The sequence below is a fragment of the Agrobacterium sp. Azo12 genome, assembly GCF_029193765.2.
Taxonomy (GTDB): domain Bacteria; phylum Pseudomonadota; class Alphaproteobacteria; order Rhizobiales; family Rhizobiaceae; genus Agrobacterium.
On the sequence record NZ_JARFYO020000003.1, the window covers coordinates 704,233 to 729,125 of the forward strand.

General features: G+C 56.3%; 21 protein-coding genes and 1 pseudogene. 13 read left to right on the plus strand and 9 right to left on the minus strand.

Features of this window, described 5'->3' with window-relative positions; genetic code table 11:
- Positions 1-21: 21 nt before the first annotated feature.
- The 5 genes from PYL13_RS25265 to PYL13_RS25285 form a co-directional block, all read right to left on the minus strand.
- Positions 22-960 (minus strand): ABC transporter substrate-binding protein, encoded by a 939-nt coding sequence (locus PYL13_RS25265; protein WP_192490762.1) that lies wholly within the window; start codon positions 958-960, stop codon positions 22-24.
- Between the two features lie 67 nt (positions 961-1,027).
- Complete coding sequence (locus PYL13_RS25270) at positions 1,028-2,011, minus strand: ABC transporter permease subunit (protein ID WP_250983927.1); 984 nt, start codon at positions 2,009-2,011, stop codon at positions 1,028-1,030.
- A gap of 34 nt (positions 2,012-2,045) precedes the next feature.
- Complete coding sequence (locus tag PYL13_RS25275) at positions 2,046-3,587, minus strand: sugar ABC transporter ATP-binding protein (protein ID WP_275642714.1); 1,542 nt, start codon at positions 3,585-3,587, stop codon at positions 2,046-2,048.
- Positions 3,584-4,987, minus strand: a complete 1,404-nt coding sequence (locus PYL13_RS25280) for an FGGY-family carbohydrate kinase (protein WP_275642715.1) — start codon at positions 4,985-4,987, stop codon at positions 3,584-3,586. The genes PYL13_RS25275 and PYL13_RS25280 overlap by 4 nt, the downstream gene beginning before the upstream one ends.
- Complete coding sequence (locus PYL13_RS25285) at positions 4,984-5,763, minus strand: DeoR/GlpR family DNA-binding transcription regulator (RefSeq protein WP_250983924.1); 780 nt, start codon at positions 5,761-5,763, stop codon at positions 4,984-4,986. The genes PYL13_RS25280 and PYL13_RS25285 overlap by 4 nt, the downstream gene beginning before the upstream one ends.
- Before the next feature lie 193 nt (positions 5,764-5,956).
- Between PYL13_RS25285 and PYL13_RS25290 the strand changes: the two genes are divergently transcribed.
- The 4 genes and pseudogenes from PYL13_RS25290 to PYL13_RS25310 all read left to right on the plus strand — a co-directional run bounded on the left by PYL13_RS25290 (position 5,957) and on the right by PYL13_RS25310 (position 9,554).
- Positions 5,957-7,039, plus strand: coding sequence for a class II aldolase/adducin family protein (locus tag PYL13_RS25290; protein ID WP_275642716.1), 1,083 nt, complete (start codon positions 5,957-5,959; stop codon positions 7,037-7,039).
- A complete protein-coding gene (locus PYL13_RS25295; RefSeq protein WP_275642717.1) occupies positions 7,036-8,313 on the plus strand; it encodes an FGGY-family carbohydrate kinase in 1,278 nt (425 codons plus the stop codon). The genes PYL13_RS25290 and PYL13_RS25295 overlap by 4 nt, the downstream gene beginning before the upstream one ends.
- Complete coding sequence (locus PYL13_RS25300; protein WP_275642718.1) at positions 8,310-9,152, plus strand: TIGR01459 family HAD-type hydrolase; 843 nt, start codon at positions 8,310-8,312, stop codon at positions 9,150-9,152. Before PYL13_RS25295 ends, PYL13_RS25300 begins: the two co-directional genes overlap by 4 nt.
- Positions 9,145-9,554 (plus strand): annotated as a pseudogene (locus PYL13_RS25310) (YbhB/YbcL family Raf kinase inhibitor-like protein). The gene PYL13_RS25300 and the pseudogene PYL13_RS25310 overlap by 8 nt, the downstream one beginning before the upstream one ends.
- Before the next feature lie 40 nt (positions 9,555-9,594).
- Here PYL13_RS25310 and PYL13_RS25315 read toward each other — a convergent pair.
- Together PYL13_RS25315 and PYL13_RS25320 are read right to left on the minus strand one after the other, a co-directional pair.
- Entirely contained in the window at positions 9,595-9,741 is a 147-nt protein-coding gene (locus tag PYL13_RS25315) for a hypothetical protein (RefSeq protein WP_259148374.1), read from the minus strand.
- 54 nt (positions 9,742-9,795) lie between these two features.
- Complete coding sequence (locus tag PYL13_RS25320; protein ID WP_275642720.1) at positions 9,796-10,713, minus strand: LysR family transcriptional regulator; 918 nt, start codon at positions 10,711-10,713, stop codon at positions 9,796-9,798.
- Between the two features lie 292 nt (positions 10,714-11,005).
- Here PYL13_RS25320 and PYL13_RS25325 point away from each other — a divergent pair, with 292 nt between their 5' ends.
- From PYL13_RS25325 to PYL13_RS25335, 3 genes are read left to right on the plus strand one after another with little or no spacing between them, the layout of a single operon-like run.
- The gene (locus PYL13_RS25325; RefSeq protein WP_275642721.1) at positions 11,006-12,430 is read left to right on the plus strand and encodes a c-type cytochrome; all 1,425 of its coding nucleotides are present in this window, start codon (positions 11,006-11,008) and stop codon (positions 12,428-12,430) included.
- 51 nt (positions 12,431-12,481) lie between these two features.
- On the plus strand, positions 12,482-13,006 hold the full coding sequence (locus PYL13_RS25330; RefSeq protein ID WP_275642722.1) for a sugar dehydrogenase complex small subunit: 525 nt from the start codon (positions 12,482-12,484) through the stop codon (positions 13,004-13,006).
- A 14-nt stretch (positions 13,007-13,020) separates the two neighbouring features.
- Positions 13,021-14,655 (plus strand): GMC family oxidoreductase, encoded by a 1,635-nt coding sequence (locus PYL13_RS25335; RefSeq protein WP_275642723.1) that lies wholly within the window; start codon positions 13,021-13,023, stop codon positions 14,653-14,655.
- A 185-nt stretch (positions 14,656-14,840) separates the two neighbouring features.
- Here PYL13_RS25335 and PYL13_RS25340 read toward each other — a convergent pair whose 3' ends face one another.
- Positions 14,841-18,236: an acyl-[ACP]--phospholipid O-acyltransferase gene (locus tag PYL13_RS25340; RefSeq protein ID WP_275642724.1), complete on the minus strand. Its 3,396-nt coding sequence runs from the start codon at positions 18,234-18,236 to the stop codon at positions 14,841-14,843.
- Positions 18,237-18,330: 94 nt separating this feature from the next.
- Complete coding sequence (locus PYL13_RS25345; protein ID WP_275642725.1) at positions 18,331-18,612, minus strand: YiaA/YiaB family inner membrane protein; 282 nt, start codon at positions 18,610-18,612, stop codon at positions 18,331-18,333.
- Between the two features lie 196 nt (positions 18,613-18,808).
- On the opposite strand from PYL13_RS25345, the gene PYL13_RS25350 reads away from it, so the two are divergent.
- The 6 genes from PYL13_RS25350 (at position 18,809) to PYL13_RS25375 (ending at position 24,812) form a co-directional block, all read left to right on the plus strand.
- Positions 18,809-19,417 carry a TetR/AcrR family transcriptional regulator gene (locus PYL13_RS25350; RefSeq protein WP_275642726.1) on the plus strand — a complete coding sequence of 203 codons (609 nt, stop codon included), beginning with the start codon at positions 18,809-18,811 and terminating at the stop codon, positions 19,415-19,417.
- Positions 19,418-19,705: 288 nt separating this feature from the next.
- Positions 19,706-21,199, plus strand: coding sequence for a DUF4153 domain-containing protein (locus PYL13_RS25355; RefSeq protein WP_275642727.1), 1,494 nt, complete (start codon positions 19,706-19,708; stop codon positions 21,197-21,199).
- 42 nt (positions 21,200-21,241) lie between these two features.
- Positions 21,242-21,946 (plus strand): response regulator transcription factor, encoded by a 705-nt coding sequence (locus PYL13_RS25360; RefSeq protein WP_275642728.1) that lies wholly within the window; start codon positions 21,242-21,244, stop codon positions 21,944-21,946.
- A gap of 1 nt (position 21,947) precedes the next feature.
- Positions 21,948-22,958 carry a sensor histidine kinase gene (locus PYL13_RS25365; protein WP_275642729.1) on the plus strand — a complete coding sequence of 337 codons (1,011 nt, stop codon included), beginning with the start codon at positions 21,948-21,950 and terminating at the stop codon, positions 22,956-22,958.
- 58 nt (positions 22,959-23,016) lie between these two features.
- A complete protein-coding gene (locus tag PYL13_RS25370) occupies positions 23,017-24,285 on the plus strand; it encodes a DUF763 domain-containing protein (RefSeq protein WP_275642730.1) in 1,269 nt (422 codons plus the stop codon).
- A 65-nt stretch (positions 24,286-24,350) separates the two neighbouring features.
- Entirely contained in the window at positions 24,351-24,812 is a 462-nt protein-coding gene (locus tag PYL13_RS25375; protein WP_275642731.1) for a TspO/MBR family protein, read from the plus strand.
- The last annotated feature ends 81 nt before the right edge of the window (positions 24,813-24,893 follow it).

Sequence of the window (24,893 nt, forward strand, 5' to 3'; positions counted from 1 at the left end):
GCCAGTCCGGTCTGGAGGAGATTAGCGAGCTGCAGTCCAGCCCTTGTAATCCTTGACGTTGTCTGCGGTGATCAGCTGTGGATCGAGCAGCACGATCGGCTCAGCGGGCTTGTTGCCGTTCAGCACGTCCACGCCAAGCTTCAAGGCTTGACCGGCCATGACATATGGGTCCTGCGAAGCGGATGCCTTGATCATGGAATTGCCGCTGGCGAGCGACTTTTCGATGTCTGGTGCACCGTCGACAGCGGTAATGATGAACTCACTGCGGTTGAGCTGCTTGGCGGCAAGTTCAGCGCCAATTGCTGTCGGATCATTGATCGCAAAAACCGCGTCAATCTTGTCAAACCGGGTCAACAGACCCTGCATCACGGCAAGACCGCCTTCACGGGAACCCTGGCCATTCTGGTCGTCGGACAGGATTTTGATATCGGCATGTTTGCCAAGCGCTTCTTTGCAACCCTGAACGCGGTCGAGGATCGAGGACGAGGCCGGTCCGTTGATGATGACAACGTCGCCCTTGCCGCCGATCTTTTCGGCGATGTAGTTGCAGGCCTCTTCGCCAGCCTTGACGTTGTTGGTCATGACGGTGACGTTGGCGCCCGGAGCGGAAACGTCAAACGCTGCCACAACAACGCCGGCGGCCTCTGCCTTTTTGACGGCCGGCGCGATGGCCTTGGCGTCAACTGCGTTCAGCATGATGATGTCGACACCGGCAGCAATGAAGCTGTCGATCTGGGAGACCTGCTTGTTGAGGTCATAGTCGGCGGAAACGGAGATAACTTCGACGTTCGGATTGATCTCCTTGGCGCGGTCTTCAATGCCCTTGATGGTGGCAACAAAGAACGGGTTGCCAAGCAGACCGACCGAAATGCCGATCTTGTTGAGGTCCTTGGCGGCTGCGGGCATGCAAAGGGCGGCAGCCATGGCGGTGCCGATAAGCAACTTGGACATAAGACGCATGTTTTCCTCCATAATGCGCGTTTTGCGCGGTTGTTTCCGGTTCCCAACCGGTTCGTTCAGCCGGAAATCAGGTCCGGCCAAGCCCTTGCAGCCTGTAGCGATCGAGGCCGACGGCGACGATGATGACAAGGCCTTTGATGATGTACTGCCAGATGTCAGAGACACCGGCGAGGATGAGGCCGTTGGAAAGCACGGCGATGATGAGGGCGCCGATCAGTGTGCCCCAGATCGAACCGACCCCGCCAACAAAGCTTGTACCGCCAAGGATGACCGCCGCGATGGCATCAAGTTCGTAGGCCTGACCGAGCTGCAGGCCATTGGCCGCATAAAGGCGTGCGGCAGACATCGCGCCGCCAACACCGGACAACAGGCCAGACATTGAGTAGACGAACAGCAGAACCAGTGGCACCTTGATGCCGGTCAGTCTGGCGGCTTCCGAGTTGCCACCCACGGCATAGATCCATGTGCCGAGCACCGTGCGCTTGAGAATGAACCACGACACGACGATGGTCGTCAGCGCGATAACCGCCAGCCACGGAACGCCGAACAGCGTGCCATTGCCGATAAAATCAAAGGGCAAATCTGCATTAAACACCGTGGTGTCGTTGCCGAGCAGACGGGCAACGCCGCGAATGGCTGTCAGTGAACCCAGTGTGACGATGAAAGGCGGCAGCTTCAGCCAGGCGATGATGGCACCGTTGAGGAAACCGCAGGCAAGGCCGGCAGCAATGGCGGCCGGAATTCCAAGCATGCCGAGATCAGGCACAAGAGACACAATCACAGCAATCATCGCGGAAGCCGCCAGGATCGACCCGACCGACAGGTCGATGCCACCGGTCAGAATGACGAAGGTCATGCCAGCTGCAAGCACCGTATTGATCGATGCCTGTTGCATGACGATGGAAAGGTTATTGGCGGAAAGGAACCGACCACTGATCAAGTGGAAGCCGATGGCCAGCAGAACAAGAACAGGTAGCATGCCGAGCGCTGTCAGCGTTGAGCGCAGTTTTAGCTTTTCCATCCGGGTCTGTTCGGTTTCACTTGCGCTCATTGTTACGCTCCCACTTCTTTTTCTGTTGTCGTTGTCAGGCTGCGTGGCCGGCCGTGCCGGTTGCCAGTGCCATGATCGCTTCCTGTCCGATCGGTTCTTCTGGTGATCCGGTGACCTCACCGGCGATGCGCCCCTCGCGCATGACCAGCACTCGGTCAGCAATGCCGAGGATTTCAGGCAGATCGCTTGATATGGCGACGATGGCGATGCCGTTCTGGGCAAGCTCATCAATGATCCGGTAGATTTCCGATTTCGCGCCGACATCCACGCCACGGGTCGGCTCATCCAGAATGATGACCTTCGGTTTTGTCTCCAGCAGGCGTGCAAGCAGCGCTTTTTGCTGGTTACCGCCTGAGAGGGCACCGACATTGATCTGCGTCCCGGCGGTGCGGATCGACAGGGATTTCACCGCATGGGCGGCCCGTTCCCTCGCCTTCGAAAAATTGAGTACGCCACCGGACTTGGCATCACCTGCAATGACGCCAATATTGATGTTGTCGCTGATCGACATGTCGAGGAACAGACCGAGCGATTTGCGGTCTTCTGTCAGATAGGCAATGCCAGCATCGAGCGCTGCGCGCGGGGACGTGATGGCGACCGGTTTGCCGTTGAGCGTAATGCTGCCTGTTGTCTTGTGGTCGGCACCATAAACGAGGCGAGCAAGTTCTGTCCGGCCTGATCCAACCAGACCGGCAACGCCAAGCACTTCGCCGGCACGCACATCAAAAGAGCAGTCATGCACTCTAATGCCGTCGCCGACATTGTTGACCGACAGGACAGCAGCGCGTTCGCCCGTCACTTGCCGGTGCTCTTTTTTGTAGAAAGAAGACAGATCGCGCCCGACCATCATCGACACAAGCTTGTTTGCCGACAATTCTGACCGTTCCAGCGTGCCGACATAGGCGCCGTCACGCAGCACACTCACCCGGTCGGAAAGCTGATAGATCTCTTCCATGCGGTGGCTGATATAGATGATCGCGATGCCCTTCGCCTTCAGACGGGCAATCACGTCAAACAGCCGGTCGGTCTCGCGTGTTGTTAGAGAGGTCGTAGGCTCGTCCATCACAATGATACGCGCATTGGTCGTGAGCGCCCGGGCAATCTCCACCATTTGCCGTTCGCCAAGTGACAGTTCTGCGACGCGCCGCCCTGGGCCGAAACCAATACCGAGTTGCTGCAGGATGGGTTCTGCGCGACGGCGCATCTCTGCCCGGTCTGCAACACCGAAGCGGGAAGGCTCGTTACCAAGGAACATGTTTTGCGCGACGGTCAGGTTGGGTGCGAGTGAAAGTTCCTGATAGATAACGGCAATGCCCAGGGCCTTGGCTCTCTGTGGATCACCAAGCAAGGCGGGCGCTCCATCGATCACCACCGAACCACCAGGATCAGCCGTATAGGCGCCGGACAGGATTTTCATCAAGGTCGACTTGCCGGCGCCGTTTTCGCCCATCAGTGAATGCACTTCACCGGCATGTACAGTCAGGCTGACTTGGGACAGGGCTTTTGAGACGCCGAATGTCTTGCTGATCTCGCGCATTTCAAGGAGCGGGTGCTGCTGGCTTGCCGTCAAGGTCATGCGCACTTCTCCTTTGCATCGTTTTGCGTGTGGCTTGTCAGGGCATCGACATGCTGGCGCCATGTCAGGCGATAGTCCTCAAGTCCGGCGATGGTAGCCGCCGTGGCCGTGGCGCAATCATTGACGAAAGGATTGTGGCCACCTGCATCAAAGACGAGCGCAGCCGCACCAAAGGCACTACCCTCAGGGTTGGCGCTGGTGTGCACGGTCTGATCCGGTCTGAGGGCTGCAAGAACCGAGGCATAAAGCCCTGTTTTGACCAGACCGCCATCAATGACGATCGTATTCTTTGAACCAATCAGGTCGAGTGACAGGTCGGTCATCAATGCGACATAGAGCATGGCAACGGCAGCGCGCTCTTCGCCATCGACGGTTGGACCAATGAAGTGGCCGTTGTGGCCGGGCATGGGGCCGCCAGGCGCAAAGGATGGCAAGGCAAACGTCTTTTTGGCGATAGCCGATGCGACGGCTTCGGCTGATACAGGCTTCGTCCACCCGCCACTCGCAACATCATACTCACGGCCACCCATGAAACGGATCGTGGCGACCGGTTGGTGATCGACGGTGACATTTGCCAGCATGTCGCGCTTGGCATCCAGTGTTTCCAGCGGGCTTGCCGGATTGAAGATGATGACCCAGGTGCCGGTTGAAACCAGCGTGAAATCCGAAAAGCCAAGCGAACGGTAGAAATAAAGCGCGCTATTGCTGTCATGCACGCCGTTATGGACGGCGACATCAATGCTGCGGCCGTCTTCGAGCTGCACAGCATATGTTCCAATGACAGTGCCTGCACTTGCAAATTCAGGCATTTTTTTCCGCCAATCCATGCGGTCAACGAGGCTGCTGAAATCGTCTTTTAGTGGTGCCCACAGATTGGAATGGCAGCCGAGGTAAGAGACTTCGCTCACCGCACGACCGGAAAATTTCCAGCTCCAGAATTGCGGGTAACACAGAATGGCCTCTGCCTCGGCGATCAGTGCCGGATCACGGGCATCAAGCCAGAGCAGATGTCGTCCATAATTGAAACCAAGCGGCAGCGGCGGCGAAAAGGTTTCGCTGAAATCCGGTGCCATCGCATCGATCCGTGCGGCGATATCGGCAGGTGGTTCCTGTTCATAGTCGAGAATGGCGTGAACCAACTGGTCGCCGCGCGTCAGTGCAAATGTGCAGCCATGGCCGGAAAAGGTGATGCGGTCGACGCCATGCCCGGCAACGACACGGGCAAGCTCACTTTTCATCCAGTTGAAAAGTGCACCATCATCCAGCACACGCAGATCATCCTGTTCGCGCCAGATGGGACGCGTGCGGGCCTCGTCAATCACCTGACCATCCGCCGAAACGACGAAAAGCTTCGAGTTGGTCTTGCCGAGATCAAAGACTGCAAGAGGATTTTCGCTCATGCCCCACCTCCGACATTGGCGATCATGATGCTGACGCCAGCGTCTTCCAGCATTTTCGAGGCGGTATCCGTCAGGCCATCATCGGTGATGATGGTACCGATGCGCGACAGAGGCAGCACGGCATTACGTGGCTGAATTGAAAATTTGCGGCTGTCAGCCAGAAGAACAATCTCGTCGGCGCAGGCTGCAAGTTCGCCAATCACCTTGACCAGCAGCGGATGGGATTCAAGCAACCCCTTGCCGCTGATGCCCTGCGTCCCCACAAAGAAACGTGAGGCAAAAAAGCCTGGGGAGCCGGCTGTCGGATCATGGATGATGCCCGGTTCGCGGTATAGGTCGCCGCCTGCAAGTGAAAGCTGGCAGGTGCCATGTTCGCCGAGATAGGCTGCAAGCGGCATGGAGTTGGTCCAGAGCCGCAGATTGCGCTGAGCCAGCAGAATGCCAAGCTGGTAGCAGGTCGAACCGGCATGCACGATGATGGAATCGCCATCGCGCACCAGATCGGCAGCCATGGCCGCAATGGCCCGTTTTGCCTCGACGGCAATGTCACGGTTTTCGTCATAGGGGCGTGCTGACAGGCGGATGCTGTCACCCGGCTCCATCGCAGAAATGCCACCATAGACTTTGCGTGCACGGCCAAGCTCATGCAGCTTGTCGATATCACGACGGATTGTGGCTGGAGAAACGCCAAGCTGCTCCTGCAGATCCCGTACCGAAGCAAACGGTGTCTCACGCAAAAGGTCGGTAATGGCTTTGTGGCGTTCGGTGTCGTTCAAGACGGTTCCTCCCGGCGTCTCCCTCGCCGATGAATGAAGATAATCATAATCAATCTACCTTATCAATAGTTGTGACGAAAATTATTCACTATTGACGTTTTGTGATCATGAAAATAACTTTTGCAGAAAAGTTCGCTCATATTTCGTTGTCAAACGATGGTGATGCGACGCTACGGCATAGGAGGAGGCCGGCATGACTTCGGGCAATCGGACGCAGGACATTCCAGCCTTCGAGGCATTTCTCGATCTGTCGCGGCAGATCGGCAGTGATGTGCTGAAAACGCAGGGCGCCGGCGGCAACACGTCCATCAAGCACGACGGCATGATGTGGGTGAAGGCGTCGGGCACATGGCTTGCCCATGCCGGCACACGCGACATCATGGTGCCTCTTGAAGTCGCTCCGCTGGTCGACGCGCTCAGGGCACGGGATCCAAGCGCCGAAAAAGCAACAGATTTCATCATCTCCGACTTGAATGCGTCGGGGCTGCGTCCATCAATCGAGGCGAGTTTTCATGCGGCCTTGCCCCAAACTGTGGTGGCGCATTATCACTGCGTCAATGCAATTGCGCTGTCCGTCTTGGAGGATCGTGAAAAACGGATCGCTGAGCGCATGGCAATTCTGCCGGATTTGACCTGGGCAACCATTCCCTATCGTCGACCCGGCACCCCGCTTGCCCGTGAAATCGAATTGGTTGCCGCAAACCGGCCTGATGTTCTCATCCTCTACAATCACGGCATTATCGTTACGGGTGAGACCGTGGAACAGGTGCGCGATCGCATAACCCGTGTCACGGAGGCGTTAACGATGCCGGAACGTCCTGTCGCAGAGGTCGATGTCGCAGCTTTGATAGCGTTAGCGGCGGGTTCGAATTTCCATGCTGCGGAAGATCGTGGCAGCCACAAGACTGCCCTTGATCCTGCGAGCGTCAAACTGGCGACAGGTGGGTCTCTCTATCCGGATCACGTCATTTTTCTGGGTACGGAAATTGGTGTTTTGGCCAAGGGGCAGACGGCAAAAGCCTATTGTGAAGCACGGCAGTCAGAAAATCTGGTCGTCCCCAAAATGCTTCTGGCGCCTGATCTCGGTGTTCTGCTGGCAAATGAGTTGACGGATGGTGGGCGCGTCATGGCGCGTTGCCTTGCCGAAGTCGTTGCTCGCATTCCCGAAGATGCACCCGTTGTCTATCTCGGGCCGGATCAGGAATATGAACTGACCCATTGGGAAGCCGAACAATACCGTCAGGCTCTGGATCGCAAGGCGAGTCAGCGCACATGACTGCGACGGCAAAACCAGCCAAAGCGCTGGGCATTGATCTCGGCACCTCAGGGGTTCGTGCTGCGGCGCTCGCGGCCGATGGCACTCTTTTGGATATGGCCGTATTTTCATTTCCAAATGCTGCGGCCGGGCGTTCGCCCTCCGTGTGGTGGGCGGGGGTACAATCCTGTCTGGCAGAACTTTCCGCCCGCCTGCCGTTAAAGGATATTGAAGGGTTAGCGGTTGATGGCACCTCAGGTACTGTGGTGGCGCTGGATGCCAGTGGTGAGCCGGTTGGCGATGCGTTAATGTACAACGACCCCTGCCCCGACCTTGGGATTGTCGAGAAGATCGCGTCAGAAGCCCCAACCAACAGCCCCGCTCGGGGTGCAACCTCCGCACTGGCCCGTGCTATTCATCTGTCGCGCCAACCCGGTGTAAGCAAAGTCGTGCATCAGGCTGACTGGATTTTGCTCAAGCTTGGCGTGTCGGCAGCAACCAGTGACGAAAACAATGCGCTGAAAACCGGTTATGATCTCGTGACCGAGCGTTGGCCGGATTGGCTGGATGCCTGCGGCATGGATATCGCGCTGCTGCCCGTGGTCAAACGTGCTGGCGCTCCTATTTCGGAAATCGGTGCCGCAACTCGCTTGTTCGGCATCCCCGCGACTTGCCGTTATCATGCCGGAACGACGGATGGCTGCGCGTCATTTCTCGCAACCGGCGCGTCGAGCATTGGTGACGGCGTGACCGCGCTTGGTTCGACACTGGTTATCAAGTTGGCCTCAGCCAGTCCGATCGATGCTGCTGATTATGGCATTTATTCGCATCGCATTCTGGACTTCTGGCTCGCTGGCGGAGCCTCGAATTCCGGAGGGGCGGTTATCGGCAGCTTCTTTGATGGTGAACAGTTGAAAGCCATGACACCGCTTCTGCAGCCAGATAAGCCGACCGGCCTTGATTATTACCCGCTGAACAAGCCCGGCGAACGTTTTCCCATCAATGATCCGTCCTATCCGCCGCGTCTGGAACCTCGCCCGGCCGATGATATGGTGTTTTTCCAGGCAATTCTGGAAGGTATCACCTCCATCGAAAAATCGGGGTACGACCGTTTGGTCGAACTTGGCGGTCCGAAACTTCAATCTGTGCGCAGTGTCGGCGGCGGAGCTGCCAATCCCGCTTGGACAAACATGCGCCAAAAGGCGCTCGGGGTGCCTTTGCTTGCCGCGCGGTCAGCCGAGGCGGCTGTCGGCACTGCCTCCTTGGCGCTGGCCGGAAAGGCACGATGGTCATGAGCCTTCCTCCATGGACGACGCTGACTGATCTGGCTGAACGATATGACGCCTTTCTCGTCGACCAGTTCGGTGTGTTACGGGATGACGAGCGGGCTTACCCTGGCGCCAATGACGCGTTGGTGCGACTGAAGGCTTTGGGAAAATCCATCATTATCCTCTCCAACTCTGGCCGAAGCGGTGACTACAATGCCGACCGCCTTGTGAAGCTCGGCTTTGACCGTTCCGGTTTCGATCGCTTTCTAACATCCGGCGATGTAGCACATGATATTCTGGCAGAGGAAACGGCAGGGAAAAGCACGACGCGTTGCCTGACGATATCGAGCGGCGACGACAGCAATCTGGCTGATTCCCTCGGTTTTAAAAGCGTTGACGATGCGGCTCTGGCCGATGTGGTGATCATCTCCGGTAGCGAGGCTGAACGAATTCCGCTCTCCCTATATCGAGAGCGGCTGGAACCGGCAGCGCGCCGTGGCGTGCCCTGTTATTGCACCAATCCTGACCGGCATAAGCTTGCCAAGGGCGGTGGCACGGCACCCGGCGCTGGCAGTATTGCGGCAACCTATCAGGAGCTTGGCGGTGTCGTGCGCTGGTTTGGAAAACCCTATCCGGCAATCTACCAGAAGGCGCAGTCTCTGTTGGGTGGCGTCGCCTCAGATCGCATCATCTGTATTGGCGACAGTATCGAGCATGACATCGCAGGTGCTGCAGGCGCAGGCCTGAGTTCCTGCCTTGTGCGCACCGGTATACTGGAGCGCAGTACCGAACCTGAATTGAATGCGATCTCGGAAAACCACTCCGCTCGGCCAGATTTCTTAATGCAACGCTTTGTCTTTGGATGACGCCAGACACGGTCTGTCCCGCTGTCATTGCAGTTACGACAAACCGCAAGGTACAAAAAGCTTTGGGATCACGGCTTATGATCCGGATGCGCCAACCGGTTCGGGCTGGTGGCACTGGAATGTCGTGAATATCCCGGCCACGGCACTTCCCTAGAGCTCAATGCCAGCGCCAACGGCAAGATGCCAGCGGGTGCCACGCAAATCAGCAATGATTACGGCGTTACCGGTTTCGGCGGCGCTTGCCCGCCATCGGGTGAAGTTCACCGCTACATTTTCACGGTCCACGCCCTGTCGGTCTACAAGCTTGATCTGCCGGAGAATCCAAGCAATTCGTTGACCGGATTTACGGTTCACGCCAACAGCATTGAAAGCGCTCGCATCACGGCCGTCTGTAACCGATAGGCGATATGACCGCTTGACAGCCGAGTTCCTTATGCGGCTGTCAGGACCCGCTTTTGGCAAGTTTCTGCGCCTGTAATTTGGCGGCCTGTTTCAGCCCCATGCCAATGCCGAAACGAATAACAAGTACCTGCAGCAGAACCAGCCCTACGACAAACCCGCCGATGATCGTTGCATCATCGCCACTCAACGAGAAAAGGCTTCCCTGACCGTCGAGGCCTATCAGATATAGACACCCAGAATATCAATCCTGACAGGGCAAGGGTGATGCGGATGCTTCGCTGACATAAGATAGCAAATGGGCAAGAAACTTCTTTCCATGGTGGGGAAGATGTTCTTCCCTTCGAACGCATAGATAAAGTTCGCGGTCGGACCAATCGTCGAGGATTTGCACCATGCGAAAATCCATGAAGCGACCATAACGGAGGGCAGCGCTTTCCGGCACGATTGCAACGCCTGCCCCTTGCGCGACCATGGCGCAGACGCCCTCAAACCCATCCATGCGCATGCGAATATCGACATCTCGTCCAAGCTCGATGGCTCGCCTTCGCAGGAACTGTGACAAGGCGACCTTCTGTTGCAAGGTAATCATGCGCTCGCTGAGTACGCGTGAAAAATCGGTGGCGTCCAGCAGCGCGTGATCCTTTGGCACAACCAGCACCAGTCTGTCGGGCACAAAACGCCATCGCTCCAAACCGTTCATGTCGGCAGATGCCGCAACGATGCCAATATCAGCCTCGCCGTTTCTCAGCAGCGCCACCACTTCGAGGCTTGGTTTATCGGCAACTGAGATGCTGATGTCAGGATGTTCGGCCAGAAATCGCCCCATGACTGCTGGCAGATGTTCTGCCAGCATATTTGTGTTTGAGAGGAAACGGATATTACCGCTGCGCCCGTGCGAGAAATTGCTCAGTTCGATCTCGATGCGCTGTGCGCTGCTTAAAACCTGTCTGGCATGCCGCGTCAGCATGTCTCCGGCAAGTGTCGGGCGAATACCTCTTCCCGTGCGTTCTAGCAGGGGCAGGTCGAATGATTCTTCCAGCTTTTTTAGCCGGGCACTCACCGCTGCCACAACAATATTGTTCTTCGCTGCCGCAGCTGTCAGGCTACCGCCTTCAACTGCTGACAGGAAGATACGAAGGTCCGTCAGATCAAATTTCATCGCATCCAACCTTTCACGTATGGTGAAATCTGATTATAGAAAAAACTGCCTAGTCAAGATGGCGAGGGCGGCGTTATGACACTCGTCAAGTCGTACCCGCGACACATCGACACGCTGATATTTCCGTAAGGAATTATCCAATTAAGCGTTTTCGCGCAAGAATTGCTTCGGAAAGACTGGTGTTTTCCGCGATGTTGCTATCTGGGCCGCGGCGACACGTATCGGCCTTGCTCGTGGGAGGAGAAGCACGGTTTGGCACTTATCGTTCATGCTTGATGAAAGCACGTTGTTTATGCCCAAGCTTCTTCCCGCCTTGTCACCCATATTTCTCTGTCTGACCGCGCTGGCCGCTACGTCCGGTCTAGCGCTTGCGGAAGACACCAACAGCGCCTCTTCCGACCTCATTGCGCGTGGTCGTTATCTGGCGACTGCTGCCGACTGTGCTGCCTGTCATACCGCACCGCATGGCGGAACGCCTTTTGCCGGTGGCTATGGCATCGACACACCGCTTGGCAAGATTTTCTCGACCAATATCACACCGTCAAAAGCGGATGGCATCGGCAATTACAGCGAGGAGGAATTCGCGCGCGCCGTGCGTGACGGTGTCGCCAAGGATGGCAGCCATCTTTATCCGGCCATGCCCTATACGGCCTATGCCAAGATCACCGATGAAGACATGAAGGCGCTCTACGCTTATTTCATGAATGAGGTGAAAGCGGACGACCATAAGCCGCAGCAGACCGAACTGCCCTTCCCGTTCTCCATCCGCACATCGATGGCCGTGTGGAACATGTTGTTCCTCGACAAGACGCGGTTTGAACCTAACCCGGCTAAGTCCGCGGAATGGAACCACGGCGCCTATCTCGCCGAGGCACTTGAGCACTGTGGAACCTGCCATACACCGCGAAATGGTTTTATGGCCGAAGACGGCAGCCTGCCTTTGGCTGGCGGAGCGATCGGTCCGTGGTTTGCGCCAAACATCACCTCTGACAAGGTGGCCGGCATTGGCGGCTGGTCGGATGCCGACCTTGTACAGTATCTCAAGACCGGCAATGTCCCCGGCAAGGCACAGGCCGCCGGGCCTATGGCCGAAGCTGTTGAGAACAGCCTGCAGCACCTGCCTGACGAAGACCTTAAGGCCATCGTCACCTATCTGAGGGATGTGCCCGCCAGTGCGTCCGGCGACGAACAATCGCGTGCCGATCTCGGCAAGCCGTCGACAGAAATCGAAGCATCGCTGCGTGGACTGCCTGGACAGGAGCCGAACGAAAACGGTTTCCATATTTTCAGTGGCAGCTGCGCTTCCTGCCATCAGCCGGAAGGCCAGGGTAACCTGCACTACCCATCGCTGTTTAAAAATACCGCAACTGCTGCGCACCGAGCCGACAATCTCATTGCAACAGTCCTTTACGGCGTCCATCGCACAGTTGGCGACAACGTTGCCTTCATGCCGGCTTTTGGACCTGATGCCTCCTACACGGATCGTCTGTCTGACGAAGATATTGCCGATGTCAGCAATTATGTTCTGACCAATTACGGTAATCCCGTCGTCAAGGTCAGTGCTGCAGATGTCGCTCTTGTTCGTGAGGGTGGCGAAAAGCCGTTGATTGTCAGGCTCGCGCCGCTTGCTGCTCCTGCAGCAATTGCTGGTGGTGTCTTTGTGGTCGGGTTGATCTCCTGGCTGTTGATCCGACGTCGTCGTTCGCCTGCCTCTTAAGGCTTAAGACCTTCCCTTCCTTTTTGCATTACAGCTCCCTCGGAGATCCTGATGCCTCTCGATAATTTTTCCCCGTCTGCCACAGGACATGTCTCGCGTCGCGGCTTCCTGCGTACCACTGTCGCAATTGCCGGTCTGGCGGTATTTGCCGACCTGACTGGCCCACTTTCGGCCGCTGCCACAGATGACGCTGTCACGTCCTTTACACAGCTGTCAGAGTTCCTGACCGGCTACACACTCGATCCGGTTATCGGCGGCCGTTTTCTGGCCGCACTGAAAAAACGTGATGCCGAGCTGGATGCAAGCATGGCGGCATTGTCAAACCTCATCAAACAATCAGGTGTGTCGGATATGGATGGTTTTCTCGCCCTTTCCGGCACCGACCCCGCGTTGATGAAGGCTGCAACCAAGATCGTTTCCGCGTGGTATCTCGGTGTGGTTGGCGAGCCGGAAGATGCCGAGCTTATCACATATGCCGATTCCCTGATGTACCGCCCGACCAAGGGCCTTCTCACCATTCCGTCTTATGGTCCAGGCCCCAATGCCTGGGGACCTAAGCCCGGCAGCAAGATCTGACAGGAACACTTGAAATGGCAAACACATCCTATGATGCCGACCTGATCGTTATCGGCTCTGGCGTAATGGGCGGCATTGTCGCCGCCAATCTCGCCAAGGCGGGCAAGAAGGTGATCGTGCTGGAGGCTGGTCCCCGCGTCAACCGCCGCGAAATCGTCGAGACCTACCGTAATGCGCCGGTCAAACTGTCGCTCGCCAACGCCAAGCTGCAAGGTGCGGGCTCTCCCTTTCCAAGCATGCCGTGGGCGCCATCCACCTATGGTGACTATCTGCAGTATGAGGGGCCGGTCAAATACAACACCTCCTATCTGCGTGTGGTCGGTGGCACGACCTGGCATTTCGGCTCGGCGCTCTGGCGCATGATACCCAACGACTTCAAGATCCAGAGCCTTTACGGCCGCGGTCGTGACTGGCCGATTGCCTATGACGATCTAGAACAATATTACAACAAGGCCGAACTGGAGCTGGGCGTCACCGGCACCGACGGACAGGACGAAAGCGGTCAGGGCGGTGGCCCTATGCCACCACGCTCCATGCCGTTCCCGATGAAGCAGTTGAACTCCACTTATATGTTCGACACGTTGGCAGAAAAGCTGCTGGTCGGTGGCTTCAACCCGGTTCTGGAGCCCCATGGTCGCGCTTCGCGTCCTTACGGCAATCGTCCGACATGCGCTGGCAACAACAATTGCAATCCGGTCTGTCCGATCGGCGCAAAATACGATGGTTCGATGCATATCGACGAAGCGGAACGTCACGGCGCCAAATTGCTCGACAACTCGCCGGTCTACAAGATCGAAGCGGGTGACGACGGCAAGATCACCGCCATCTGGTACAAGAAGCCCGACAATTCCGAGCATCGTCTGACGGCAAAATATTTCGTGCTGGCTGCCTATGGTATTGAATCCGCCAAACTGTTGCTGATTTCGACATCGGAAAAATATCCAAACGGCATCGCCAATTCCTCGGATCAGGTTGGTCGTAACCTCATGGACCATACCGGTATCAGCATGAACATGCTGACCAAGGAAGATATGTGGCCGGGTGAAGGCCCAACGGAACTGCTGGTGTATCTCAACCAGCGTGATGGCGAATTCCGCAAGGACTACCCCAGTTATAAGATCAAGGTGCGCAACACTGTTCCGACCGCGCAGATGACTGAAGGTTTCATCAAAAAGGGTATTCTCGGTTCCAAGCTGGATGAGCAGATCCGAAAATATTCGGCACGTTCCTTGAACTGGGCCATCGATTTCGAACCGCTGCCGCTGGCCGAAAACCGCGTCACGCCATCGAAAACAAAGTTCGATGCACTCGGCATTCCTGTCCCGGTCCTCTATTACAGCGTGACCGACTACTGGAATGCGGGTCGTGATCGCGGATTGCAGGATCTCAACAAGATCGCAGAACTGCTAGATGCCGAAGTGCTGTCCACAGATGTGAAATGGCAGAACCGCCAGCACGTCATGGGCACGACCCGCATGGGTGATGACCCGACAGATTCCGTTGTTGATCGTGATTGTCGTACACACGACCATCCCAACATGTTCATTGCCGGGACGAGCGTCATGCCATCGGCATCGTGCATGAACCCGACGCTGACAGGCGCAGCACTCAGCGTACGGATTGCCGAGCAGCTAATCAAGGAAATCTGATCGGGTCGTCAGATGTTTCAGGATGCCGCCGCGGCGGGAGACGGCGGCATCAATCGGTCGGTGTTTGATGCATTCATCGCGGAAGTGGCAGAGCACGCTTTGAGCGAGCGCCCACTTCCCCCTTCATGTCTGATGAGACATGGATACGGACGGCAAATTGCTTGCCGTCCGCAGGGTTTGAAACATCAGGCCGCGTTGCTACCCGGCTGCGTCGACAAAGCGAGTTTTCTCGCGGCAACAAAGTCGACCTTGCCCGAACCAAGAACCGGCACGGCACCAATAGTTACTTCGGCGGGTACCATCATGTCCATAGCGCCCTTCGACTTCGCAAAGCTTGCAAAGGTTGCACGCGTCGCACTAGGGGCATCCGTCAGCAGGATGAGGCGCTCACCCTTTTTGGCGTCCGGCACGGATGAGACGACGGAAAGACTGCCCGGCCACAACTGGCCTGCCAGTGCTTCCACCGCTGCCAGCGACACCATTTCACCGCCGATCTTGGCAAAGCGCTTGGCACGGCCGCGAATGGTGACAAACCCGTCTTCGTCAATGGTGACGATATCGCCCGTATCGTGCCAGCCGTCTACCAGCGGTTCGATCACACCGGGGTTTTCGGCCTTCAGATAACCGGCCATGACATTGGCGCCACGGATGAACAGACGGCCACCTTCATCAATGCCCGGCACTGGTTCCAGTTTCCATTCCATGCCGGGCATGATCTTGCCGACGGTGCCGGAACGGTTGAACATTGGTGTGTTGAGCGAAATGACTGGTGCCGTTTCCGTTACACCGTAACCTTCCAGAATACGCAGGCCGAATTTTTCCATATAGGTTTCGCGTGTCGACGCCTTGACCGGTTCGGCACCGGAAAAGATGTAGCGGATCGAACGGAAGTCATAGGGATGTGCGGTGCGCGCGTAACCGTTGAGGAAAGTGTCGGTGCCAAAAATGATGGTGGCATTGGACGTGTAGATCAGCTCCGGCACGATGCGGTAATGCAGCGGCGACGGATAGAAATAGACCGGGACACCGGCGACCAGCGGCAGGACGGTTCCAGCGGTCAGGCCGAAGGAATGAAAGACCGGCAGAATATTGAACACCTTGTCGCCGGAGTGGAAGTCGATGCGCGACGCGGCCTGGGCTGCATTTGACAGGATGTTGCGGTGCGTCAGCACCACACCCTTTGGCGCACCTTCCGAACCCGAGGTAAACAGGATCACGGCCGTGTCTTCCGCTGTCTGTTTCACCAGCGGTTTGTAACGACGGATCAGTCCCTTGATCTTGTCAAAAGTGGTGATTGTATCACGCAGATCATCTAGCCAGACAATGGTCACGTCCTTTTCCAGTTCTGATATGATCGGAGCAAGCTTGCCCTGCGTGACGAATGCACGCGAGCACAACACATGTTTCACCTGCGCCGCCTTGCAGGCCGACAGGATATTGGCGGCACCAGCCGTGAAGTTCAACATCGCCGGGACCTTGCCTGCCGACATGACGCCGAGAACTGTGGCGGCTGTGCCGTTGGCATTCGGCAACATGACGCCGAGGTTCTTTTCATGCGGGAACAAGGCTTTGAACTTTGCGCCGAGTACGGCAGCACCGGTCAGCAACTTGCCGTAGGACAGCGGACCGCTGATCGGATCTTCGACGGCAAGTTTGCTGCCACCTTTCTCCTTCGCTGTCTTGATGATGCGTTCGAGAACAGTGAGGTTGGTATCCGTCGTCTTGAACAGCAACATCGACATGATCTTGTAGAGTGCCGCACCGGCTGCAATGCGACGCTTGCGTCCTTTCAGTTCATCTGGAACATCAAGACGAACCGGCTCTAGAATGGTGACTTTGACCTTGGGGAACAAGCGACGACGAACCTGGCCGCCGGACAGGCGTGAAAAATAGCTCTTTTCCAGCCCATCAATACGAACAGGAACAACCATCGAGCCGGTCTTGTCGGCCACCATGGCGGCGCCGTCGTAAACCTTCATCAGAGTGCCGGTCACCGTCAGGCGCCCCTCGGGGAAAATACCGATAGAATTGCCATCCTGCACCACCTTGATCAGCGAACGTGTCGCCATCGGTTTGGTCGGGTCAAGCGGCAGGAACTTGCACATTTTCAGGAATGGGCGCACCCACCAGGCCTGCGCGATCTTGTAGTCAACGGCAAAGACTGGCTCTTCTTCGGTGATGGCCAACGCCAGCGCGCCATCTAGGAAACTGACGTGGTTAAGGGCAATAATCGGTGCGCGACCAGCCTTGCGGATGTTCTCCAGTCCCTCAACTTCCAGTCGCATGAATGCGCGGAACAGGATCGAAATAAAATCGCGGAACGGGTTGGTTGGCAGAAACTTCAGCATCAGCCAAGCCACAGCGAGATTGATGAGCGACAGGCCAAGAATGATCATTGGCACCGACACGCCAATCGCCTGTAGAATGGCAACCAGCGCCAGGCCACTGGTGATGAACAGGGCTGAAAGAACATTGGCGCCGCCAATAACGCGGGCACGGCGTGTCTCATCGGCCCAGGTCTGCATGGCAGCAAAGGTCGGAACGGCGAGGAATGCGCCACCGATGGCCATGCCAGCGAGATCGATCGCCACACGAATGGTGTTTTGACCGGCGAAGAAGGCGGCCATGGTATCGGCATGTGCTGACGACTGCAGACCCCAGAGATTCCACGCAAGATCGATACCGAACAGGGCAACGATGGCGATGCCAACAGGTGCGGGCAGAAGAACGACACGACCGGCCGACATCCAGCCGGCAATCGCCGAGCCGATTGCAATCGAGATTGCGAAGGTTGCCAGATAGGCAGGAACGATCAGTTCGGAACCACCAAGGATTTCGGTGACCATGATCGGCAACATCGACATGACAAAGGCGCCGACAAACCAGAACCAGCAATTCATCAGTGCTGAGCGCCAGACGCGGCTATCCTCACGCAGTTCCTTCACCAGAGTCATGCTGGAACGCAGCACGTTTTTGTCGATGATCAGCGATGGTGCCCGTGCGCCAGTACGCGGGATCATGCGGGCCGACAACCAGCATAGAACCGACAGCACCATCATCATCGGGCCGAAGATCCAGACGCTGTCACCTTCGGCGAAGGCATAGGCGGCAACGATCGTACCGGTAAGGATGGCGATAAAGGTGCCGCCCTCAATCCAGGCATTGGCCTTTGGCAGTTCTTTTGTTTCGAGAAGGTCCGGCAGGATGCCGTATTTGATCGGTCCGAACAGTGCCGAGATGACACCGAAACCGAACAGCGCAACCATCAGCACAGTGATCGATGAAAAGGCGATGCCGATAACCGAGATGGCGGCGATGCCGATTTCGGCAAATTTCAACCTTTCGGCCATCTGTGCCTTGTCGTGTTTGTCGGCGAGTTCACCGCCAAGTGCCGATAACGCCAAGAAGGGCACAATGAAGATGCCGCCTGCCAGGGTCACGAGGGCCGCACCTTCCGCAGCCATCTTCGCCAGAATGAGGAAGATCAATGTCTGTTTGAGAAAGTTGTCGTTGAACGCGGACAGAAATTGCGTCCAGAACAGCGGCGCGAATTTCCTCGTTTTAATCAGACTATCTTGCATTGGCGCTTTCCTTTTCGATCGCGACAGGAAAACCATGGAGGCGTTAGGTAATTATTGACAGCTAAAACAACCCCAGGGTGTGGTTAATATTATTTTAGCTGTCGCTATCGCGGTTGAACTTTGCCATCAGTTTTTCAGTCTTTGCGTCTTCGATCTTGCGCATTAGCTTTTCCGATTCAGCATTGTCACGCAGGGTCTTGGTCATGTTGACCGTGGTCTGAACGAGCATGAGAATGCCCATGGCGAGATATCCCTTGCCCCAGAGATCAAGTGGCATCATCCAGATGCCAAGCACCAGCATGAAAGCGGCAGCACCGAAGGAGATGTAGGAAAAGCTGACCCAGGTGGAGGAATGTTTCTGAAAACTGTCGTTCACGGTTTTAATTCCTTGATGTGTTGAAATGAGGTTCAGGCTGCGGTGACGAGGCGGCCACGTAAAACTGTTGTGATCCGGTTGAACATTGGGCCTCTCCCGTTTATGAACGTTGTTCATGAATTTTTGTTTCGCATAAAAATGAACGGTGTTCAATATTTATTTGAACGGTGTTCAGAAATTTTACGAGGTGGCTGGCATGGGTCGACGGGAAGAAAAACGGGAAGATCTCAAGGCCCGATTGCTGGACGCGGCGCGTGACCGCATAAAACGCGACGGATTGGCAAATTTGCGGGCACGTGATGTCACGCAGGATGCCGGCTGTGCGCTGGGTGGTCTCTATAGTGCCTACACGGATCTCAATGATCTGATCATCCATGTGAATTCAACGACATTAAAGGCTCTCGAGCAGTCATTGGCGCTGGCTGAGGTCAAGGACAAGTCACCAACCGACAAGTTGCGCAATCTCGGGCAAGGTTATCTGAAGTTTGCGATGGCCAATCGCAATCTCTGGAAAGCGCTGTTCGAACATTATCCGCCTGAAGAGTCACCCGCCCCCCAGTGGCATCTCGATGAGCATCTGTTTTTGCTCAGCATCATTGCCGAGCCTCTGGCGGAATTGCAGCCGGATATGAGTGCGGAGGATCGCGCCGTGCGTGCCCGCACGCTGTTTGGTGCCGTCCACGGCATCATCAGCATCACGTTGGAAGCGCGATTTGTCGGCTTGCCGCCAGAACGCCTCGGGCATGAGCTTGATGAGATCATCATGATGATTGCAGCAGGTGCCGCCGCACAGCGCAATGCCTGACACCCCGGCAAACGCGTTTATTCCGGAGTCATCAAAAGGTTCGCGCCGTATAAATTCCTGAATAGCTGCTCATCGTCTGCACAAAATCTGCAAACGCCGGGCCTAGCCTGTTCATATGAAAAAGCACCTCATCCCTGATCAAGCCGCCCTTCCCCGCCTGCCCTACCGTCTGCTTCAAGAAAGTTGGTGGTTGGAAGACAATTCCAACCTTGAAACCCGCATTCCGCCTTCACCTATAAGCCAAGACAGGGTTCGACACCTTCAGTCGCAAAAGCGTGAGGTGCCGATATGCAACTGACACACAAGCAAACTGTTGCCCCAGGCCGTACTCTTGCCAACAAAAAACTGCTGCTGGTGTTCATTGCTACGATTGCAGTCGCCGATTATCTGATTTTCCAGCAGGCGCCGGGCCTTAACCTTTTCCTGTTGTCGCTATCGCTGACATCAGCCGTTCTCATGACAGCACGCCGACCACCGAGCGGCATCAAGGCAGCCACCTGCCTGGGTATTTCTGCACTGGCCGCAGCACCCTTACTGGAAACCCCAAGCGTAACAGGTGTTATCTTTGCGATGACGGCTGTCGTTTCCATCGCGCTTTTTTGTACAAATCTATTGCCGAAAACACCAATGGCCGTACCGCTGACACTGCTTCGCTTCATTCCACTGGTGCCGTTGCGTTTGCCGCACTTCTACCGCCGCTATTTCGTCTCGCATTCGGGAAAACCAATTTTCGGAACGACGTTGACGTCGCTTGCCGGCTGGCTGTTGCCACTCGGCATGGGACTGGTGTTCCTGCTGCTGTTCACGGTGGCCAATCCATTGATCGCGATGGGGCTGCACAATATCGATCTCAGCTTTCTGATAAACCTCTTTGATATAACGCGCATCGGGTTCTGGTTGTTTGCGGCAATCGGTATCTCGGCGATACTGCGTCCGCGCCTGATACGCAAAATCAGACATCACATAACGGAAACCCCGCAGGTCAGCCATCAATCGACAGGCTTTCTCGATCACACCGCCCTCCTCCGGTGCCTGTGGATCTTCAACCTGCTGTTTGCCATGCAGACGACGCTGGATGTGCTGTATCTGTGGGGCGGCGCGGAACTGCCGACCGATATGAGCCATGCGGAATATGCCCATCGTGGTGCCTATCCGCTTGTGGCAACCGCCTTGCTTGCAGCAGCCTTCGTGCTGATTGCCATGCGCAGTGGCGGTCCCGGTGACAGCAGCCGTCTGATCCGCATGCTCGTCATTGCCTGGATTTTGCAGAATGTCCTGCTCTGCCTATCGTCCATTCTCAGGCTCGATCTTTACGTACAAACCTATTCGCTGACAGGTCTGCGCATGGCAGCCGGTATCTGGATGGGCCTGGTGGCGACAGGTCTGGTCTTCATCCTGCTGCGCATTGCACTGCGTCGGTCCAATGAATGGCTGATTTCCATGAACTTCGCGACGCTGCTGGCTGTTCTTTACATCTCTGCATTCTTCGATTTCTCGGGCTTCATTGCCCGCTTTAATGTCGAAAACAGTGCGGAGGTCAGTCAGTTGGGCACACCACTCGACTTGTATTACCTCAATTCACTTGGACCATCGGCAATCCCGGCTATCGATATCTATGTTGCAAAAATGCCAGGACATGACTGGAGGCACGAGATAGCCAAGCGCGTGCGGGATCGTCTTGCTACCAGGTTTGCAATGCGCTCATTGGATTGGCGAAGCTGGAGCTACCGGGACCACAGAATTGCAAACTATATTCGGTCTACCGCTTTGATCGAACAATGAAACAGCGATATCACCGACGCATTGGAGTTATCAGGAGACCTTATGGTGCCGCGCATTCTTGTCGTCGATGACGAGCCGAACATCCGTGAGGTGATCTGTTTTGCACTTGAACGCGCTGGCATGGCGACTGCTACGGCCGGAACCGGCACACAGGCGATGGCAACGTTTCGTGCGAGCAAAATCGATCTCATCGTTCTTGATATCGGTATGCCTGACATGGACGGCCTAGACGTCTGCCGGCAAATCCGCAAGACATCCTCTATTCCCATCCTGTTTCTCTCGGCGCGGGACGAGGAAATCGACCGGATCCTGGGGCTCGAGATCGGTGGCGATGACTATGTCACCAAACCGTTTAGCCCACGCGAACTGGTCGCGCGGGTCAAAACCATTCTCAAACGAACCGGCACGACAAGCACAGCAGGTCGAAACGAACAGGATTTAACCGTTGGGGAACTGCGGCTGGAAAGTGCTGGCAGGACTGTGACCTTTGCGGGCAATGCCGTTCTCCCAACCGCGCTGGAATTTGCCATTCTCGAAACGCTGATGGCGCGTCCGGGCATGGTGTTCAGCCGTGAACAATTGATGGAGGCGGCATACGGCCCGGGAACTTACGTCGCCGACCGGACCATTGACAGCCACATCCGTAACATCAGGGCAAAACTTGCAGTTGTTGGCGCCGACAGCGTGATCACGACAGTCCATGGTGTCGGTTTCAAGCTGCGCGTCGATACTGAGCGGGGTCACTGACATGCCGGCACCGCAGGTAAAGTCAAAATGGCGGCCACGACTGGCCCTGATCGTGTATTCGGTGCTGCTGTCGATCATGGCGCTGCCGATTATCAGCATCATCTGGTTTCGCACCATCGATAGCACGGCGTCCCTGACGACCACAACGGAGGCGGGAGCGTTGTTGGGCGTGCTTCTGGTCACACTCGGTGTTGCCTATGTGCTTAGCCGCAACATTACCGGGCCGATCAACGCGCTGATTTCGCGTTCCGATGAAATCGCGCGCGGGGGACGGGCGGCAATCCAGCCGCTTGACAGTTACGGCACAAACGAGATTGCGACCCTGTCGCAAAGTTTTCTCGATCTTGCCAGCAAGTTGGTCGATCGCAACGAATATGTGCGCTCGTTTGCGGCGCATGTATCACACGAGCTTAAATCGCCGCTGACGTCAATCCGTGGTGCGGCCGAGTTGATGCGTGATGACGACGACGAGCAGCCAATGACCAAAGAGGAACGCCAGCGGTTTCTTGACAACATCATTGCCGATTCCAAACGGCTGGACCTGTTGCTGGCCAGATTGAGGGAACTGGCCTATGCCGAGATCCCTATTCCCGCCGATCAAAGCACGGCAGATGATGTCTGCAACATGCTGCGCGATCGGTTTCCACACCATATGATTGGTCTTTCCGGCCAAGCGGGCATTCGGTTTGCACTGCCGATTGAAGCTGCGGCCGTGGTGTTTGGCAATCTCGCCGAAAATGCTTTCCAGAATGGTGCGACGCGTGTCGATCTCGACGTGCAAGGCGATGCGCAGATCGTGCGGATTTTGGTCGCCGACAATGGCAATGGCATTTCGCAAGCCAATCGCGAGCGCATATTCCAGCCGTTTTTTTCCACCCGGCGGCAAGATGGCGGCACGGGCATGGGACTTGAGATCGCCCGCACCATGCTGGCCTCACATGGCGGAGATGTTACGCTGCAAGATACTGGCGATCAGGGGGCTGTGTTTTTGGTCACCGCGCCGCGATCCTGACTTCTGTGACATGCGATTTTGCTTGTGAGCGTGACTGCCGGAGATCTATAAGAAGACCATGTTCAAACGAGCTGGCAGTGCTGATCTTCCCCTTCATAGCGGTCACGTCCCGCGTTGGCTTGGCGACCGGATGACACGCCTTGGCGCCATCATTTCCGAAGCGATCGTGATCCATTACGGTCGTGATGAACTTTTGCGGCGCCTCGCCCATCCTTTCTGGTTCCAATCCTTTGGCAGTGTGATGGGCATGGACTGGCATTCTTCAGGCATTACCACCAGCGTGATCGGTGCGCTGAAACGTGGGCTAACGCCGATGTCGGGCGAATTGGGCATTCATGTCTGCGGAGGACGTGGCCAGCATTCGCGGAAAACACCCAATGAATTGATAGACATTGCCAGCCGAACCGGTCTGAATGGCGACGAATTGGCCAATACCAGCCGTCTGGTCGCCAAGGTCGATAGCGCCGCCGTGCAGGATGGGTTTGATCTCTATCTGCATGGTTTCATCGTCACGAATGACGGCAAATGGGTGGTTGTTCAGCAAGGCATGAATGGCGAACGACGTCAGGCGCGTCGCTACCATTGGCTGTCGGAGGGCATGAGCAGTTTTGTCGATTCCCCGCATTCGGCAATCGAAGGCAGACAGCAGGGCAACATCGTCAATCTCGCCGATAGCAGAGCGGCACCGTCGCGTATTGGTCAGGTCGATCTCTTGTCGGCGCTCGGACCCGATCGTATCCTGCAGGAATTGTCTGTTCTGGAACCTTCGGCAAAAGCAAAAGAACCGGTCGCACAACCGATGCTGCCGCATCTGATCATGCCTGACCACCATGATGTGAGGGAACAAGACGTCAATATGCGACGGCTCCATGGTGCGCTGGCGGCAGCGGCCGACCGTGGACCCAAGGATTTTGAAGACCTCATCCTGACACCGGGGGTGGGAGCTAGAACCGTGCGGGCTTTGGCAATGGTGTCAGAGGTCGTGCATGGCACGCCCTGTCGGTTTTCTGATCCGGCCCGTTTTTCGCTGGCGCATGGCGGCAAGGACCGCCATCCGTTCCCGGTACCCTTGAAGGTCTATGACGAAACCATCCGGGTCATGAAGTCCGCGGTCAGCAAGGCGCGCCTGGGACGTGATGAAGAATTGCAGGCACTGCAGCGGCTTGATGCACAAGCACGTGAGATGGAGCGTTATGTCACTGGACCCGACCTCAAGGAGATTGTTGCCGGTGAATATGCCCATTCTCACGAATGGGGCGGTCGCAGCGTTTTCGGTTGGGAACCAGAACCGGATTTGACCGTTTCGAGCAACAAGCAGAATGGATAGCTGATCGCTGACACTGACGGCTCCGTTCGGCGTCCATACGCGGTGTCATGTAAAAGGGCAGTTCATTGACAGCATCACGCACCCACTACACGTCTCTGGTCGTCTTCCTTGTTGTTGTCTTGGGCGTTGGCTTTACCATAGGCCTGACGATCCAGCCGGGTGAATGGTATGAGGCCTTGGCCAAACCGTGGTTTACCCCACCGAACTGGCTGTTTGGACCCGCATGGACATTGGTTTACATCCTGATTGCGGTTGCAGGCTGGCGGGTGACAATATCCGAAGGGTTTAATTCTACAGCCTTTCGTCTTTGGATGACGCAAATGCTGTTGAACTGGGCGTGGACGCCGGTATTCTTCGGGTTTCACAAGGTTGGCCTCGGACTTTTTATCATTCTTTGCCTGTTGATCACCGTCATCGCGTTTATGCGCAAGGTCACGGATCAGACGGCCCGCTGGTGTTTTGGCCCTTATGCCCTGTGGTTGTGTTACGCGACATCCCTGAACGCTGCGATCTTTATCCTCAACTGAGGCCGGTAAGGCAGTCTCTGATATGAAATTGGCAGGCATTGGTAAAATGCCTGCCAACAGTTTTTGTTTGGTTTCAGCCGA